14 protein-coding genes are annotated in these 18,515 nt (G+C 28.7%); all 14 read right to left on the bottom strand.

The annotated features are described in order from the left end of the window. Nucleotides 1-527: FGGY family carbohydrate kinase (locus tag BLU40_RS15835; protein WP_245729965.1), on the bottom strand; the 527-nt coding region annotated here is incomplete at its 3' end. 434 nt (nt 528-961) lie between these two features. Then, a complete protein-coding gene (locus BLU40_RS15830) occupies nt 962-2,488 on the bottom strand; it encodes a Dabb family protein (protein ID WP_175454819.1) in 1,527 nt (508 codons plus the stop codon). A 27-nt stretch (nt 2,489-2,515) separates the two neighbouring features. Next, the gene (locus tag BLU40_RS15825) at nt 2,516-3,013 is read right to left on the bottom strand and encodes a GlcG/HbpS family heme-binding protein (RefSeq protein WP_090125918.1); all 498 of its coding nucleotides are present in this window, start codon (nt 3,011-3,013) and stop codon (nt 2,516-2,518) included. 81 nt (nt 3,014-3,094) lie between these two features. Beyond that, on the bottom strand, nt 3,095-3,664 hold the full coding sequence (locus BLU40_RS15820) for a Crp/Fnr family transcriptional regulator (protein ID WP_090125915.1): 570 nt from the start codon (nt 3,662-3,664) through the stop codon (nt 3,095-3,097). Between the two features lie 150 nt (nt 3,665-3,814). Beyond that, nucleotides 3,815-5,587 (bottom strand): response regulator, encoded by a 1,773-nt coding sequence (locus BLU40_RS15815; RefSeq protein WP_090125912.1) that lies wholly within the window; start codon nt 5,585-5,587, stop codon nt 3,815-3,817. Nucleotides 5,588-5,673: 86 nt separating this feature from the next. Then, nucleotides 5,674-7,278 carry an ATP-binding protein gene (locus tag BLU40_RS15810; RefSeq protein ID WP_175454818.1) on the bottom strand — a complete coding sequence of 535 codons (1,605 nt, stop codon included), beginning with the start codon at nt 7,276-7,278 and terminating at the stop codon, nt 5,674-5,676. Between the two features lie 171 nt (nt 7,279-7,449). Continuing rightward, nucleotides 7,450-9,777, bottom strand: a complete 2,328-nt coding sequence (locus tag BLU40_RS15805; RefSeq protein ID WP_175454817.1) for a TonB-dependent receptor plug domain-containing protein — start codon at nt 9,775-9,777, stop codon at nt 7,450-7,452. Nucleotides 9,778-9,785: 8 nt separating this feature from the next. Beyond that, the gene (locus BLU40_RS15800) at nt 9,786-10,217 is read right to left on the bottom strand and encodes a YfiR family protein (RefSeq protein ID WP_175454816.1); all 432 of its coding nucleotides are present in this window, start codon (nt 10,215-10,217) and stop codon (nt 9,786-9,788) included. Between the two features lie 292 nt (nt 10,218-10,509). Further along, nucleotides 10,510-12,849 carry a TonB-dependent receptor plug domain-containing protein gene (locus BLU40_RS15795; protein WP_090125899.1) on the bottom strand — a complete coding sequence of 780 codons (2,340 nt, stop codon included), beginning with the start codon at nt 12,847-12,849 and terminating at the stop codon, nt 10,510-10,512. A 6-nt stretch (nt 12,850-12,855) separates the two neighbouring features. Then, nucleotides 12,856-13,338: a YfiR/HmsC family protein gene (locus BLU40_RS15790; protein WP_175454815.1), complete on the bottom strand. Its 483-nt coding sequence runs from the start codon at nt 13,336-13,338 to the stop codon at nt 12,856-12,858. 268 nt (nt 13,339-13,606) lie between these two features. Next, nucleotides 13,607-14,491, bottom strand: a complete 885-nt coding sequence (locus tag BLU40_RS15785) for a glycoside hydrolase family 17 protein (protein ID WP_090125893.1) — start codon at nt 14,489-14,491, stop codon at nt 13,607-13,609. A 59-nt stretch (nt 14,492-14,550) separates the two neighbouring features. Next, nucleotides 14,551-15,984: an MFS transporter gene (locus BLU40_RS15780; protein ID WP_090125889.1), complete on the bottom strand. Its 1,434-nt coding sequence runs from the start codon at nt 15,982-15,984 to the stop codon at nt 14,551-14,553. 6 nt (nt 15,985-15,990) lie between these two features. Next, complete coding sequence (locus BLU40_RS15775) at nt 15,991-17,496, bottom strand: glycoside hydrolase family 30 protein (RefSeq protein ID WP_090125887.1); 1,506 nt, start codon at nt 17,494-17,496, stop codon at nt 15,991-15,993. Beyond that, a complete protein-coding gene (locus tag BLU40_RS15770) occupies nt 17,483-18,502 on the bottom strand; it encodes a glycoside hydrolase family 2 TIM barrel-domain containing protein (protein ID WP_090125884.1) in 1,020 nt (339 codons plus the stop codon). The genes BLU40_RS15775 and BLU40_RS15770 overlap by 14 nt, the downstream gene beginning before the upstream one ends. Nucleotides 18,503-18,515 lie beyond the last annotated feature (13 nt).

Raw genomic sequence — 18,515 nt, 5'->3', positions numbered from 1 at the left:
ATTGTAGTAGTTGCTTCTCCTGTTAATTTTAATGCTATAAAATCGCCTGGTAATAATAATTTATCTACTTTTTCAAATATTTCAGGTTCATTTTCTTTAACCCATTTTAATTTTGAAAGTGTAAAATTTCCTGGTGAGTTTAAAAGATTAGATACACATTTGTCTTCTCCTACTCCAATAAAAGCTTCGTTTCCAATTGCTACTGCTCTACTATCGCACCAAATAATTGATGGACGTAAAACTTCTTGGTTTTTATCTACCACAACCATTCCGTGCATTTGGTAAGCAATGCCTATACCTTTTATGCTGTTTGATGAAACTCCTGTTTGCGCCAATAACTTTTGGGTTACTTTACCTATATTCTGCCACCATAAATTTGGGTCTTGCTCTGCCCAACCTGGTTGCTCGGCTTCAATGGCCATTTCTGTCTCTGGATATTGTGTAATACCTACCGACTTTCCTGTTAAAGAATCTATCAATGCTGCCTTAACTGATGAACTTCCTAAATCAAATCCTATATAATACATATGAACTATTTTGAGTTCAAAATTATTCTTAGAAATTAATTTCTCGTGTAAAATATGAAGCAAACGCTATAACAAATGTACTTTTTAATACCGTTAGACGATTAAAGTATAAGACTTTAAATTTTATTTAAAGCTAATGCTTCTTTTTAATCTATTTTACCCATTAATATATATTGATTTTAATTGGTTTTCAAAATTTTTAAATTTTACTGCATATAAGTAATACTTACTACCAAAACTCAATTATTTTTAAACTTATTAAATAAAAAGCTAAAACTGTATACATTTTGAATACGATTAAATATAGCTGATGAAAATTGCTAGAAGTTACTGTTTCGGGTAAATGTATATTGAATACCTAGGAAATAAATAAAAAATAAGAGACAAAAAAAACAGCCAAATGGCTGTCCTTTTCATTCTAAATCAATCTAATTTTATTCTGTCCAATAATCCATTACAAAAGCATCTGCTATTATTGGTCCTATTTTTTTTACTAAATCTAAATGTGCTTTATGAAACAAGTAAACTTCGCGTGAATGCTCATTTTTAAATGTTAACGTAAAAGTATGGGTAAAACCTTTACTTGCGCCCTCAGTACTATCGTTAATTCCCCACTCAATATTAGCAATTTCAGGTATTTCATTCTTTAAATTTACAAATATTTTTTCAGCTTCAATAATTTGTTGTTTGGTGGCATTTGCTTTATATTTTAGATTTACAATATGCCTTAACACCTTTCCTTTTCTAGGTACTTCTGGTGCTAATTTATAACTTACAACTTTTCCAAAATCAAATCTGTTAGAACCTCCTAAAAGAAAATTCTGACCATCAATTTTATGAGATCTTAAACCATAATAAATAGAATAACCTGTTTCTAAATAATTTAATGAGCTCAAAACACCTTCTTCATCTAATTTAAGAAGTTGAATTGCAGCGTCGTCTCTTGTTCCAACTGCAAATATTGCCTCTTTTCCATTACTTGAAACAATTTCAATACGTGTTTGTCCTTGTAATTTATTGTTCTCATCGTCCTTTAAAACGAAGTGTGGTACCAAAGCTCCTTTTTTATTTATTTTAAAAACACTTACACCATCACCATGATACTTATGGTTTTTATTTTTAATAAAGTTTGGTGCATAATGATAATATTTATGATGTCTATGACCTACTACTACATAATAATTTTCTCCTAATTTTGTACCAGTTACTGGGTATGCACCAGTTAAATATCTATCTGTCGTATTATCACTAATATTATTAACATTCTTAAATTTACCATTTTCATAAACTCTAAAACTGCTTACACCATTGTCTTGAAATCCACCCGTATATAAATAGGTTTTTCCATTAATTTTATGTGTAAACATACCAATAATACCATCTGTATGAATTTTATTAGTATCTTTTATAGATTGTATGTGAGTTAGTTTTCCATCGTTATGAATTTTAAAACAAGTTAATCCTGGATCTTTTCTTTCCAAACCTCCAACAAATAAATATGATGCCTTTTTCATATGAATTACTTGTAAAGTTATTACTGTTTGTAAGTGAACCTCATCTGAATCTTTAACCATAAATACTTGCTTCAAAGATCCATCATTTAAAATTTTGAAAACCTCAACTGCATCTCCGTGTTTATTCCCTACAAATAAAAAGTCTGTTCCGTTAATATTATCAGCTACTAAACCTCTAGCAGGACCTTTTTGTTTATATAATTCGTGAGTGCTTATTGTTGTTAATGCTCCTTCTTTATCTAGGTTAAATACATCAATATTTCCAGCTCCACCAGTATATACATAGTGTGCTCCATTTTTTTCATAACTTGTTATACTAACCGTATTTTTAGCAGTTAAGCTTTTAAAATCCTGTCTGTAAATCATTAAATTATTAGCAGTTTGAGCCAAACAAATTTGTGACAAAAACAATACGCTAATAAAAATGAAACTTTTTATACTCTTCATAATTTTGATTTTCTTAGTTTTATTTTGTTAATCTATTATTGATTTTGCACCTTTAATGGCAATAGCTCTATCTTCATCTATAGTACCACCACTAACACCAATTGCTCCAATAATAATACCATTTTTATTTTTAATAGGAACACCTCCTGGAAAGCTAATTAAACCACCATTTGAGTGTTCAATATTATAAATTATTCCTCCTGGCTGTGTTAATTCTCCTAATTCTCCTGTATCAATGTTAAAATATCGTGCTGTTTTTGCTTTTTTTATAGCAACATCTATACTTCCTAAATACGATTCGTCCATACGGATAAAAGCTTTTAAATTAGCTCCAGCATCTACAACTGCAATATTTACTAACACGCCTTGCTTTTCGGCATCTACCTTTGCAGCTAAAACAGCTTTCAAAGCTTCTTCGTGAGTAATATCATTAGATGTTTGTTGTGCGTTTAACAAGCAAACATTAAAAAACAACAATAAAACTAATACTTTATTAATGGCTAATTGGTAGTTTATTTTTTTCATAATTATAGTTTTTAATTTCAGAAATCAAAAATATATTATAGAATTATAAAAAAAATTGAACAAGTTCAACTTATTAAAAATTTACTTGTTTTTAATTTTACTTAAAAATTCATGAGTAATTCCTAGGTAACTGGATATTTGTTTACCTTTTAATTTTGAAGCAATAGTAGGATACTTTTCAATAAAATGAAAATAACGCTCTTTTGCAGTTAAGCTGTGATTCTGAATAAGTCTTTTTTGCCAAGCTATTAAAGCTTTCTGACTCATTATTCGAAAAAGTTTTTCGACTATAGGTAATTGATTATATAGGTACTCTTTATCTTTTTTTTGAATTATTAAAACTTTACTATCTTCTAAAGCTTCCATATTTAAATCGGATGGTGTTTGATTCATAAAACTATCTACATCCATTAACCACCAACCTTTTCCTGCAAAATACAACGTGCTTTCATTTCCTTTTTTATCTATAGTAAAAACTCTAAAACAACCTTCTTGCACAAAGCCTTCAAACTTACAAGTTTTACCTTGCTCTAATAAAAACTCTGATTTATTAACTGTTTTAGCTTTAAAAAAAGTGCAAATTTCGGCTAAATCTGAATCAGAAATTTGAACACTACTTCTTATACTATTTTTGAAAAAACTATACGGCATTTTTGTTAGTAACGTTTATATTATCTCCTATTTTAAAAATATAAATTAGTGTATTTTGTATGCCAAATCTATATAAAATGATCTTTACAATGTTTGTTTTTCATATATTTTATTATAATAATTTTAAAATAAGCAATTTACAAACTACAATTACACCAAAGCTTGAAGGTTAATATATTTTTGCATTACTGAAATTAAATGATTTCTACTAATTGGTTTTGCTAAATAATCATTAAAACCGGCATTGAGTGTTTTTTCTTTATCACTTAAAAAAGCATTAGCTGTTTGAGCAATAATTACAACATTATTATTAATCTTTTTAATTTCTTTAATTGCTTCATACCCATTTAAAATTGGCATTTTTAAATCCATTAAAATTAAATCTATATCCAAATTAGTTTCGCATATTGTTAGGGCTTCTTTTCCATTATTGGCTAAAAGAATTTCAACATTAAAATTTTCTAGTATTATTGACAAATATTCTCTAGCACTTTCATCATCATCAACAATTAATATTTTTGTTTTCTTGTTACTAATTACTTTATCTTCAATTTGATTAGTAATAATGGAGTTATTTATTTTTGAAATTAAAACAGGTTTATATGGCAACGTAAAATAAAAAGTAGCTCCTTTTCCCTCTTCACTTTCTACCCAAATTTCTCCACCCATCATTTCTACATAAGCCTTGCTTATTGACAAACCTAAACCTGCTCCTTGCAATGCTTTTTTATCCTCAATATCTGCTTGTACAAACCTATCAAAAATAGCAGCTTGTCTATCTTTAGGAATTCCTATCCCTGTATCTTTAATAAAAAACTCAAGTACAAAATTACTTTCTCTCTTTTTTAAATTATAACCTAAACAAACACTTCCGGTATTTGTATATTTTAATGTGTTTTTTACAAGGTTTACTAATATTGCGTTTAGTTTTACTTTATCTGCTTTTACAACAGCTTCTTGGTTTGACAATGTGGTTTCGCAACTAAATTGCAAGCCTTTTTTATTTGCTTCAAGTTTAAAAAAAGTATAAATATAATCTAGCTCATTATTAATATCAACTTCTACTTCTAACATTTCTACAAGGCCTGCTTCTATTTTAGAAATATCAATAACATCATTAATTACACCTAGTAAACGCTCTCCACTCTTCTCAATTACTTCAATATACTTTAATCGTTTATCACTTTTAAGTTCAGGTTGTTTTAATAAAGTTGTAAACCCCATAATCCCATTCATAGGTGTACGAATTTCATGAGACATGTTTGCTAAAAATGCAGATTTTAAACGATCACTTTCCTCTGCTTTATTTTTTGCTTCTGTAAGCTCTAATGTTCTTTCTTCTACTAAATTTTCGAGATGATTTCTATAATTTTCTAATTCTTCTTTTTGAATGCTAATTTTACTTTGATTTTCAACTAGTAATTCATTTTTTTTCTGAAGTTCTAGAGTTCTCTGTTGTACTTTATTTTCGAGTGAAGTACTTAACTCCATCAACTCTTTATTTTGAATGTGTAATTTATGCCCTTGATTATAACTTTTTAGAGCGTGTTTTACTGTTAATATTAAATCTTTACTATCCCAAGGTTTTGAAAAATATCGATACAATCCACCGTTATTTATAGAATTTGTAACACCTTCAAGAGTTGCTTGCCCTGTTAATAAAATATTTAAGGTTAAAGGAGATTTTTTATGAAGCTTCATTAAAAACTCGTCTCCTTTCATAACTGGCATTGCATAATCTACTATAACAATAGGTATTTCAAAATTTAACTCTAACAAATTATCTATAGCTTCTAGCGCTTCAATTCCAGATTCTGCAGTTTCGATGATATAGTTTTGACCTACAGCATTTTTTAATTCGGTTTTTAAACTGTTTAAAACCATTTTTTCATCATCGATACAAAAAATAACTCCCTTACTCATAATCGCTACCTATTAACTAACTGAAAGTTCTAAAATTAAACAACTTCGAAAAACATTGTTTTTATCTTTTAACTTTATAATTTATTTTACTTTTCTTGCTTTATTGGAATATAAACTTTAAAAGTAGTTTTACCTGGTATACTTTCAACTTCTATTCTTCCTTTATGTTTTTCAACTATACGTTTAGATATATCTAATCCTAATCCCGTTCCTTCTCCAATTGGTTTTGTGGTATAAAAAGGATTAAAAATTTTATCCATCTCTTCTTTTGGTATTCCTTTTCCACTATCTGTAATAGCAACCACAATATGTTCTTTTTCTTTATAGGCCTTAATAGTTAACTTTCCATTTAAATCCATTGCATAAATGGCGTTGTGCAATATATTAGTCCAAACCTGATTTAACTCATCACTATAACATAATATTTGTGGTAACTCTTCGTATTTTTTTGAAACCTCAATACCTTGCTTTATTTGATTGCTATATAATATTAAAACATTGTCAATACCATCACAAACATTTGCCAGAACCAACTCTTCATTAGATCCAATTCTAGATAAATTTTTAAGGGCATATACTACTTTTGAAGCTTTACTAGCCGCAAACTCCACATTAAAAGTACTTCGTTGCAAACCTGTTATTTTATAAGCCACATCAATAATTTGTTCTGCATCATCTCTTTTTAACAACTCTAAATAATCTTCAACATTATCTAGAACCATCATATCTACAAAAGAATCTGCTAAAGTGTATGCATTTTCTATTTTATGTTTTTCTAAGGTTATTGTTATTTCCTTTTTAAATTCTCTTTCTTCTCTAGAGGTTAAAACTTTTTTATTTTTGAAAGATTCTTCTAATAAATTAAGAAAAGAATTTTTCAACTCAATAGGTAGTTTATTAATAAACTTAGGGTAACTTTCTAACACAAATATTAAAGATTTTTTAATACTTCCTATAGATGAATTAATTGCTCCAAGAGGTGTATTTATTTCGTGAGCAACGCCAGAAATTAACTGACCAAGCGCTGCTAATTTTTCTGAGTTTATAAGTTTTTCTTGGGTTTCTTCTAAATCTATTAAAGCTTCAGACAATTCGTTTGTTCTAAGTTTTAAGGCCTCTTCTCTTTCGTGAATTTGATTTAACATTTCATTATATTCATCAACTAGCACACCTATCTCATCATTTCCTTGTTTTTGTACACGTAATTGATAATTTCCTTCTTCAGAGATTTTTTTAGTTGCTTTTGTTAAATTTAATATTGGTTCTGAAAGAACTTTTTGCAAACGTGTTGCTATTATATAATTTAGAATAATAAGAAATAATAATAACCCAATCATTGTGAGTAAATGTTCTTGTATTCTTTCAGTAAGTTTTTGGGTAGAAACCTTTAAATAAATTGTACCTGCCAATTCTTTATCGAAAAAAATAGGATGAGACACATCTAAGTAATCATTCTCAAATTTATTCCAAGTACTATTACCTTTTGGTTTTGGTATATCTATTTTTTCTCCACTTTTATAAAATTCAGCAAAAATTTCATTTTTATCGTTGTAAACTACTCCAACTTCTACAGAAGGTATATTTTGAATTTTTTTTAAGGTTTCAACGGCATTTTCTTTAATATCAAAAACTAATGGTACTGTACAATAATCACCAATTAAAGTTGCATTTATTATGGCGTTATTTCTCATATCATCTTTATAATACGATATGTTACTATAAATTACATATGTAAAACCTATCAAAAGTGATAACAAGGATACAAACTGAATAATTAGTATCAATTTTAATTTTATTGATTGATTTTTAAATAACATTAATAATAGTTTTTTAATAAATATTAATAAAAAGTAGGTTTACTTTTAAAGATTCCAGTTTAAACCTATAAATAATTGCCTACCAATAGAGTCCGCAAAACCATACTCTGTATGCTTACCTAGTATATTTTTAAGAGTTAAATTGGTTGTTGTGTTTTTATTTATTCTAAAAGATGTTTTCGCATTCAAAACAATAGTTGAATTAATTTTCATTTGATTTAAACCACTAATGTTTTGCGATTCGTTTATTAAATAATAATAATTGATATCTTCAAACTTCTGATCGGAATAAATATAGCCATCTGTACTAAAACCCCATTTATTTGTTGGTATGTAATTTATTGAAAAACCTCCAAAAAATGTTGGAGTTACTTTATTACCCCATTCAATAGGATTCATAAAATAATTTGTTTCAGATACATAAGCTCCACCAGTTGTAACATAACTTTCTCTACCAGTTTCTTTATAATCTATATTTTTTCTTCCTGAAATATTTGTTTTTTGAATTGTTCCGAACACATTTGCTTTAAACTTATTAGAAGCTTCGTAATTTAAGGTAAACCCTGCTCCAAATTGCTCTGCCTCCAGATCATAATTTTCAAATAAAACATTTCCTTCAATATCAATAGCTGGCATTCCAACAGGTTGCCCCATATTGTCTAATTGTTGAGAAACTGTATTATTAACGTATACATTTGGGTTTACAAAATTATCTACCTGAGAGTAAAAAACTTCTATATCTAAATTAAGCTTTGAATTAATTTTTTTTCTCCATCCAATTTCTTGATTTGTTATAGTAGGATACTTTAAATCTACATTTCCAGAAACATTATACGATGAAGGCACAGATAAATAAGTAGTACCATCACCCGTTGGAACATCGTAATTTAAGTATATACTCGTGTTTAAATAACTATCGAAAAAGAAAGGCGATTTGTTAGCTCTTGAATAAACAGCTCTTAATAAATTATTTTTATTTAATCTATAAGTTCCTGCAACTTCATAATTAGCAAACCAATTTTTATTAATGTTGAACTTATCCATACGAGCGGCTCCAATTAATCTTAGTTTTGATGTTGGTTTCCATTCTGATAGCACAAATGCTGAATATACATTTGCGACCCTAGCTTCGTCTTTAAATTGATAATTAAGTTCTCCAAAATTTGAAGGCTCTTTATATGTTAACGGACTATTATATGATAAATATTTATATCCAACTCCTGGCCTTACACTAAACGACTTAAATTGTTTATTATATTCTAAGCTACCCTCAACAGTTGTAAATTTATAAGAGTTAAATTTATGATTGCTATAATTATGGCCTGAATTAACACTAAATTGACCATTTATGTTTTTATGTTTAAATCTTGAGTTTACATAAAAACTTTCAGATTCATACTCGGATAACACAGTTGCTAAATTTAAATAACCAGATTTTTGACTTTGTGCTTTTTGTGCTCCTACTGCAATATCAATATTAGATTGTTCAGAAAAATTATGCAAGAAAAATATATTTCCTCCTATTTTTCTTAAACTTAAATCTTCATCATAATACGCTCCTAGTTCTTTTTGATAATCTTTAAAGTTCCAAGATTCATTAGTTACTACATCCTTTATTGGTTGTACAGTTAATGAAAGTTCATCTATATTTGTATATGCTTTTTTATTAAAGTCATAATATTTAGTATCAAACCTTTTTCTTTCATTAAAATTACCTGAAAAAGAAAGCTTTGTTTTTCCGTTCCAATTGTAACCAACATTTACAGTTGCTTTTTTAGCTTGGTTAGTTCCAAATTTACTATTTACATTTATATTTTTACCTTTTTTATTAGCGTGAGATGTTATAATATTAATAACTCCAGTTACTGCATTTGGACCGTATAAAGCTGAGGCTGGCCCTCTAACTACTTCAATTCGTTCAACATCATTTAAGTCTATAGGAAAACTTTCCCACAAAGTACCTCCACTAAAATAACTATATACAACTCTATAATCTATCATAACTAAGGTTGTAGTATTATATGGCTGCTTCAAGTAAATGTTTTTTGTTATATTATCGTATCCTCTAATATGAACATCAAAATTACCTGGCGTAATTTCTCTAACAATTACACCTTGTGCTAAGCGCAAAGCTTCTGGAATGCTTGTAACACCAGATTTTTCTATTTCTTCCTTTTTTATAATTGTTGTAGATAAAGGTGTTTCGAACAAATCTTCTGGTTTTTTAGAAGCTGTTACTACTACATCTATATCCAATAACTCATCCAGAGTCATTTGGTTGTATACTTTATTTTTTTGTGCTGCAGTTTTAAAACTAAACACAGATGTAAAAGCTATTACCAAAAATAAAACTATTTTATTACTAAATTTCATAGCCATACCTATTTATAAATCTTTGCTATTCTTAATATATCCGACGAAAATGACTGCCCTTCTTGCTCTAGTGATGTTAAATTCACTAATATCTTCGGCTTATTATTTTCTACTCCAAATCCTAAGGAAATTTCTCCTTGCTCCACATACTGGGGTGTACCCGTTACTGATAAAACTTTATTTTTATTACATAATTTAGAAGAATCATTAATTCCTGGCATAAAATAAACAACATTAGTTTCTGAAATGTTATCTTTTAACTCTTCAGGTTTAATAGCCTTTACTTCTATAGAATTACCTACTCCTCTAATAAATTCATCTTTATTTATTTGAGTATTATTGTTATACACAACTAACATTTTAATTGAAGTTGAATCTGAAAAACCTGGATTGAATTTTAAAACTTTAGATAAAAGTGCCGCTTGTATATTCTCGGGCACAGGAACATTTTGAGCTTTCACCAAATTCCCAATACAGAGAAAAAGTAACACACAAATTATTCTTTTAAAAAAGAGCATGAAATTAGAAGAAGACTTAAATTTAATCAAAATGAATTTTGGGGATCTATTAAATTTTAAAATGTATAACTAAATTAACTTTTTTTTTAACTTTTTTTTATGATTTTTATCATACTAATGTAACTATTAGATAACTTTTATACCAAAAAAATAAAACCATTTTTCAGCTAAAAAAAATAAAACACTAACTAACAACACTTTAAGTTGTTATTTTTTAGTACTGCCATTGAAAACCAATTAAAAAAGAAGCCCCGATGTTATCTGCAAAGCCAAATTCTCTATGATCTCCTAAAATATTTTTAAATGTTAAATTTGTCATTACGTTTTTATTTATTTTGTATGTCGTTTTAGCGTTCCAAATTACATTCGCATTAATATCCATTTCAGTTCTTGCGTCTAAAATATTATCTTCATTTGTTATCTCATAATAATTATCTCTTGCATATTTGTAGTTTGAATATATGTAGCCATTTGTACTAAAATTCCATTTTTTATTAGGATTGTAATTTAACAAAAAACCACCAAAAAAAGAAGGTGTTGCTTCATCACTCCATTGCGTAAAGTTTACTGTTAAGTTTGTATATGTTGTTAAAATTTTATCTCCATTAATAGCACCTATACTTGTATCTGTTGTTTCAAAACTTATATCTTTATTTCCCAATAAATCTGTATGTTGATAGGTTCCAAACAGTTTTGCTTTAAATTGTTTATTAATTTCATAATTTAACGTAAAACCTACTCCAAATTGCTTGGCTCTTACATTATAATTTTCAAACAAAACATCTGCATGACTTTCTACTATTGGAATTGTCCAAACTATTTCACCTTGATCACTTAATTGATGAGCCGATTCTAAGAGGTAATAAACATTTGGGTTGACAAAGTTTTTAACTTTTGAATGAAATAATTCTAAATCTAAACTTAAATTTGAGTTAAATTTTGTTCTCCAACCAATATCAAAATTTGTAATTGTTGGGTATTTTAAATCTTCTTGCCCTTTTACATCAATATTAACAGGCGAAGTTATTAAAACAGGCTCTCCATTTAAATCTTTTACTTTTTGATATCTTAAAACCATACTACTATTTAAGTACGAGTCAAAAAAGAAAGGCGATTTATTTGCTTTTGAATAGGATGCTCTAATTAAATTATTTTTATTTATACGGTAAGTTGAAGCAACTTCATAATTTGTAAAATAGTTTTTATTAAAATCAAATTTATCTACTCTAACAGCGCCAATTAATCTAATTTTTGAAATTGGTTTCCATTCAGATAATACAAATGCAGAATAAGATGAAGTTTCTCTTGGAGAATCTTTAAACTGATAATTTAAGGTATTAAAACTCAAAGGCTCGTTATATGTAAAAGGACTATTACAAGACAAGAACTTATAATTAATTCCTGGTCTAATATTAAAATTTTTAAACTGTTTAAAGTACTCTAAATTTGCTTCAACATTTGTAAACTTATACGAGTTAAACTTATAATTATTCTCATCCTTACCTGAGTTTATATTAAATTGAGCATAAAGGTTGTTTAATTTTATTTTTGAATTTATATAATAGCTTGTAGATTTACTTTGAGATAATGGTGTTGATAAATTTAAAAATCCTATTTTTTGACTTTGAGATTTTTGTGCACCAACTGCAACATCAATATTAGAGTTTTCTGAGTAATTGTGAGTAAAAAAGATATTTCCTCCAAGTTTTTTTAAACTTAATTCTTCATCATAATAAGCCCCAAGTTCTTTTTGATATTCATCATATGTCCAAACCTCATAAGTATCAAAGTTTTTTATTGGTGATACAAACATTTCCAAATTATCTAAAGATGTGTACTCTCTTTTAGTAAAATCATAATACTCTTCTTCAAAACGATTTTGCCGTGCAAAATTTCCAGAAAATGATAGTTTTGTTTTATCATTCCAATTATACCCAACATTTAGACTTGTATGTTTTGTTTTATTATTGCCTAAACTAGCATTAACAACTATATTTTTTCCTTTTTTATGAGCATGTGATGTAATAATATTAATTACCCCAGTAACAGCATTTGGCCCGTATAATGCAGATGCTGGACCTCTAACAATCTCAATTCTTTCAACATCATTTAAATCAACTGGAAAAGTTTCCCAAAATGTTCCACCACCTAAATAACTATAAACAATTCTATTATCTATCATTACAAGCGTTGTGGAATTATAAGCCAATGTTAAATACACATTTTTTGTTACATCATCATAACCTCTTATATGAATATCATAATTACCTGGAGTAATTTCTCTAACAATAACACCTTGAGACAATCGCAAAGCTTCTGGAATATTAGTAACACCAGAGTTTTCGATCTCTTTTTTACTAATTATAGTTGTAGATAAAGGTGTTTCAAATAAATCTTCTGGTTTTTTTGATACAGTTACAACAACATCAATATCCAATAACTCATCAAGAGTCATTTGATTGTAAATTTTTTCCTTTTGAGCAAAGGTTTTATTACTTAGCATAGTTGCTATAAACACAAACGTAAATAAAAATATTTTAACTTTAATATTCATACTATTTTATTTAAAAATTTTTGAAATCCTCAATATATCTGAAGAGAAAAACTGTTCTTCCTTTTCTAACGAAGTTAAATTCATTACTATTCTAGGTTTATTGTTTTCAACTTTAAACCCTAATGAAATTTCTCCATTTTCTACATATTGATTGGTTCCTGTAACTGACAATACTTTATGTTTTTTACATAATATTGCCTCTTTATTCAATCCAGACATAAAATAAACTACTTTATAATCTGAAATATTTTTTTCTAATTCTATTGGTTTTATGGCCTTTACTGATATAGATTCATCTAGCCCATTAATAAAGTTATCTCTATTAATTTCTAAGTTTTTATTGTAAACAACTAATATTTTAATGTTAGCTGTTTTTTGAAGGTCTTGATTGAATTTTAAAACTTTAGAGAGTAACGCTGCCTGAATATTTTCTGGAACTTGTACAGTTTGAGCAAAAAGTGAATTCTCAATGCAAAAAAACAAAAGCACACACAAAACTCTCTTTAATATAAAAAGTAAATTATGAGGGAGCTTACAGGTAATCATCAATTAATAGGGAGTGAATTGGGATTAAATTCATACCAAGATAATTTAATTTTTAACTTTTTTTTATGATTTTTATCACATTAATTCTAAAATTAGAAACCAAATAAATACTTCTTATTCTAAATTACTAAATACAAGTATTTTAAATAAAAAAAGACACAGCATATGCTATGTCTTTTTTTTTTAACTTTTTTAGGAGAATACTTATTTCCTAAAATTTCAATTTTTCATCTTTATCCCACAACCCCCAACAAGCTCCAACATCACCTTCAGCACTTACTTTCCACGATTCATCAAAAGAGGAAAAATAGAATAAATCAATACCTTCTTCTTTAGACCATTCTTGTGAGTTGATAAAGTACTTCATAGCATTTTCATATGATGGAACAGCGCCATGAAATACTTGTCCGCTATTGGTCCAACCAGTTTCTGATATAATGACCTTTTTTCCTTTTGCTGCTTTTAAAGCTCTATTGTACATATCTTTCATATACAACAACGAATACTCCAAACTACAACCTTCCCAATAAGGATAACAATTCGCAAAAATTACATCACAAGCCTCCGTAATATTTGGGCGTTCTTCAAATTCATAATATGCATCAACATATCCAACAGGAATTTCAGGAATTTCTTTTTTCACTTCATTAATAAATGCCAAAAGTTCTTTTTCTGTTAAATCACCTCTATACATCACTTCATTTCCAACAGCTGCCAAATCTACATATCCTGCCTTAGCCAATTTAATTAAACCTGCTATTTCCTTTTTATTTATTTCATTATCATTACCAAGCCAAGCACCAACCATTGTTTTAATACCAAATTCGTGTGCAATTTTTGGAATTAGCTCATTACCATCTGTGCAAGAAAAAGAACGAATCCATTTTGTATATGGCTTAATAATTTTCATTCGTCTTCTTATTTGAGCTTCGGTAATAATATCTCCTGGTTCTTGTCCTTCTTCATAAGGGCTAAAACACAAACCGTGCATACCATTGTTTAATACTCTTTTAAATACATTTCTTAAACCTTTTGGTGTTTTATTATCCAAACCTCTTGTAGATAAGGATAATATTTTATTGCTTCTAACCGACATTTTATAATTTCTTTAAATCTTAATCTTTTCAACTACTAACAGACACTACTCTAAAAAATTTAAGCTGTTTTTACTGATGAATTATTATTTTTACGTTTATCCAATTCTGCTCTTATTTCATTAGCTCTTTCTTCAGAAACTGAATAATCATTCATTACATACATTGCTGCTACTGTACCTAACAGTGGAAAAAAACAGAAAAAAGCATGAATTCCATCTACTGCTGATTGTTGTTCAATTGTTGGTAAATCCGAATCAAATCCAACCATCCAAATAATTACACCACTAAGTGCTCCTGCTATTGCAAACCCAACTTTTACCATCCACCAATAAATAGCACCAAAAATTCCTTCTCTTCGTTTTCCAGTATTTAACTCATCAATATCAATAACATCTGCTGTCATAGACATCATTATGGTAAATAAACTTCCTATTCCAAATGAAAATAATGGCAATGCAATTATATACATCCACGGTTTCCCTGGAATAAATAGAAAGTAAAGCATAATATATCCTATAATAGAAATGCTTTGAGATAGCATGAAGGCTTTTTTCTTTCCAAATTTTTTAGATAACCAAGCCACAATAGGAATTACAATAAAAGTTGTTCCCAAAGCTCCTAAGCAACCAAATAAGGATACCCATACTCCTGATGCTTCCGTATCTCCATTAAATAATTTATATACAATCACAAAAAAAGTAAGTGATGATACAGCCATAAATGCATTATATATAAAAAAAGTAGACAAACATAACTTTCTAAATTCCTTAATTTTAAAAGCCTCAGCAAAACTGCTAAATATCTTATCCAAACTACCTTTAATATTACCAAAATTCAAAGGTTCATAATCTTTATCTAATGTAGATTCACTTTTTATAAATACTGCTGGAATAATAGCACAAATTGCACAAGGTATTGCAACCCAGATAGCTAATTCTCTTGCTGCAACATCTGCAGATGTAAACCAATTAGGATCATACATAACAACCCAAAACCACGGAGCTATTACCCAAGCCCATTGCCCAATCCATTGTGCAACTGCCATAATATTTGTGCGTTCGTGAAAATCATTACTCATTTCATAACCCATTGCTACATATGGCACACTAAAAAATGTTAGTCCAAAATAAAAAATAACAGACCACAAGAAAAAATACCAAAAATTATACTGTACAGAATTCTCCTTAAATAACTGCCACATAAAAATGTAAGCTACTCCCATAATTAATCCACCAATAAGAACGTAAGGTTTTCTTCTTCCCCATTTAGACTTGGTGTTATCGGAAATAAACCCCATAATAGGATCTGTAATTGCATCAAATAATCTTGGAAATAAATATATTAATCCCCACATTAATCCAGAAAACTTTAAATCTTCAACTAAAACAACCATAAAAATTCCAAGTATTGCTGGAAACATTTGATTTGCGAACATTCCTATTCCGAAAGCTAGTTTTTGACCGAACGGCACTTTACTTGTGTTTGTAGACATATAATCTTAGTTTAAGTTTTCAACTTCTGGAACTACAACTGTTTGAATAGCTTTAGCTCCAATTGTAAATGCAATTGTTTTTTCATTTAAGTTTAATTCTATAATTTTTTCTTTATTACCTTCATTAAATAAAACAACAGCAATTGAACCATCAGGATTTTGTGCAGCAGTAGTTAATAATTCTGTATCTGAACTTTGAAATCCAATTCTTACTGCTTCTGGTCTAATGTATTTACTAAAATGAGCCATTGTATAGTAAAGAGGTGTAAAGTATACCTCATCTTTTTCTGGGTCTACAATTACAGGTGCAATACACCAGTTTTCGAACCAGTTTGGTCCTCCTTTTTTATCTAACACCATGTTCCAATCTACCCAACCGTCTACCCAGTTGTTTAAACAGCCAATAATATCTCTAGCATATCTATTTACAGGTGCATATTTTGGGTGTAAATGTTTATCTTTTTCAGGTGCCCAAGTATATCCCCAATCTGTAGCTTCTTTTTCAAAATACCATTTATCATCCTGCCAAACAGGAGTTTCAGCATCAATACATGCTTCCGATTGAATTAATAATTTTTCTGGAGCTTTTTTATGTGCGTATTGTAATTCTTCTGGATAAACCTCATAAGTACTAGCGTACCAATGTATTGCTGTTCCATCGAAATATTTTGAAGTTTCTTCATTTTTAAATTGAGAATCAACCCATTCTTTTAAATGTTCTCTGTTTTGATCATAACCTAAAATTTTAAGATCTCCTTTTCCATCAGCTTCTAATTTTGGCCCTAAATGATTTACTACAAAATTTGTCATTTCATCAGGTGAAAAGTGCATACTTTCCCAATTGTTTCCATTTCCTAATGGTTCGTTTTCAACAGTAAAACCCCAAATATTAATACCTTCTTCTTTATAAGCATCTGCATATTTCGAGAAAAACAATGCCCAAGTGTCATAGTATTCTGGCAATAATTTACCTCCTACCCATTTGTTGTTATCTTTCATCCAAGGAACTGCTGTCCAAGGTGAACCGAAGATTTTAAAGCCATCTTTTGAAGCTGCCATTGCATCTTTTATAAATGGAATTAAATCGTCCTTATCTTCTTCAATAGAAAAATGTTCTAACTCTTTATCTCCTTCAACAGGTGTGTAAGAATAATTACTTACAGAGAAGTCACAAGAATTCATATGAGATCTTGTTAAAGAGTAATTTGCTCCTTCTTCACTAAAATAAGCGTCAATAATTTTTTTACGATTCTCTTTACTTAATTTGTTTAGCAAGTAAGCAGAAGACTCTGTAAAAGCTCCTCCAAAACCAGTAATAGTTTGAAATTTTTCTTCAGGCAATAGCTTTATTACATTTGTTTCTCCTTTCGCAGAAAAATCAGTAATTGGTGTTAACTTATTACCCGATGCTGAAGTTTCATAAACTTCAACTTTTAACTTTTCTTCTTTTTTACACGAGTATAGTGCCATAACAACTATTAATACGACGATTACTATTCTACTTGTTCTCATATATTTTGTTTTTATACTTCTGTTGAATTATATCAAATGTTAATTTCTTATTTCTGTCAATGTCAACCATACCCCAATATTCTTCATTTGGTGATCCATCATAAGGAACTCCACTACTATTTGGGGCGTGTCCGCCAGTATCTTGCACATTATTATTTCCTGCTTTCCACCATCCATCGGTAAAAGAAAATAAAGTTACTCCAGACCCTATTTCAGTGTTATTAAAAACAGCATCCAAAATTTTTGCATTTGCATCTGCTTGTGCCTTTTGATTTTCGCCAATTTCATAACCCGCTTTTGAAATAGTCATATAACTATCTCCTCCAGCTTCGGACAAATACATTGGTTTAGTGCTCACTTTTTCCCATTCAGAAAATATTGTGGAAGGATTATCCCATCTATAAACATTCATTCCCCAAACGTCAATATTGTTACTTAATGATAGCGCCAAAGAATCTGGTAAATCTCCGTGAGCAGTTGTTGTAGGATGATTTGAATCGTGTTTTTTAATTAGTTCGGCAGCATTATTCATTGCCTTGTACCAATTTTTTATATCTCCATCAAACCATTCTGGGTGGTAGTTATATTCATTCCCTAACTCCCACATTAAAATTGCCTTGTGGTTTTTATATTTATCGATGTAGTCTATAAACGAACCTGAAAGTATATCGAAATTACCATCTTGATTGTAGCCAAAACCTACAATTAATTTTATTCCTGAATTGGAAATTTTATCAAGAACAGTTTCATCATCAATTGGAGCATAAACTCTAATGGTGTTAATTCCAGCTTCAACCATTAATGCTAAATCTTGATCTATTGTTCCAAAATCAAGCTGATTGCTTCCCTTTGGAACTGGATGATAACAAATTCCCTTTATTAAAAACTGCTCATCATTAACCAATAGCATTCTATTTGAAATTGAGATTTTATCTCCTTCATTCTTGTTTTCACAAGAGATAAACAAACTAAATACGGTTAACAATATTAATTTAAACAGTTTCATATAAATTTCTATT

The sequence above is a fragment of the Lutibacter oricola genome, from assembly GCF_900106565.1.
Lineage (GTDB): Bacteria > Bacteroidota > Bacteroidia > Flavobacteriales > Flavobacteriaceae > Lutibacter > Lutibacter oricola.
This window is presented reverse-complemented; position numbering and strand designations above follow the sequence as displayed.

Coding starts and splice junctions, on each gene's coding strand:
- BLU40_RS15830 (WP_175454819.1), bottom strand. CDS start 2,488: ATGAAGAGTATAAAAAGTTTCATTTTTATTAGCGTATTGTTTTTGTCA.
- BLU40_RS15825 (WP_090125918.1), bottom strand. CDS start 3,013: ATGAAAAAAATAAACTACCAATTAGCCATTAATAAAGTATTAGTTTTA.
- BLU40_RS15820 (WP_090125915.1), bottom strand. CDS start 3,664: ATGCCGTATAGTTTTTTCAAAAATAGTATAAGAAGTAGTGTTCAAATT.
- BLU40_RS15815 (WP_090125912.1), bottom strand. CDS start 5,587: ATGAGTAAGGGAGTTATTTTTTGTATCGATGATGAAAAAATGGTTTTA.
- BLU40_RS15810 (WP_175454818.1), bottom strand. CDS start 7,278: ATGAGAAATAACGCCATAATAAATGCAACTTTAATTGGTGATTATTGT.
- BLU40_RS15805 (WP_175454817.1), bottom strand. CDS start 9,777: ATGAAATTTAGTAATAAAATAGTTTTATTTTTGGTAATAGCTTTTACA.
- BLU40_RS15795 (WP_090125899.1), bottom strand. CDS start 12,849: ATGAATATTAAAGTTAAAATATTTTTATTTACGTTTGTGTTTATAGCA.
- BLU40_RS15785 (WP_090125893.1), bottom strand. CDS start 14,491: ATGTCGGTTAGAAGCAATAAAATATTATCCTTATCTACAAGAGGTTTG.
- BLU40_RS15780 (WP_090125889.1), bottom strand. CDS start 15,984: ATGTCTACAAACACAAGTAAAGTGCCGTTCGGTCAAAAACTAGCTTTC.
- BLU40_RS15775 (WP_090125887.1), bottom strand. CDS start 17,496: ATGAGAACAAGTAGAATAGTAATCGTCGTATTAATAGTTGTTATGGCA.
- BLU40_RS15770 (WP_090125884.1), bottom strand. CDS start 18,502: ATGAAACTGTTTAAATTAATATTGTTAACCGTATTTAGTTTGTTTATC.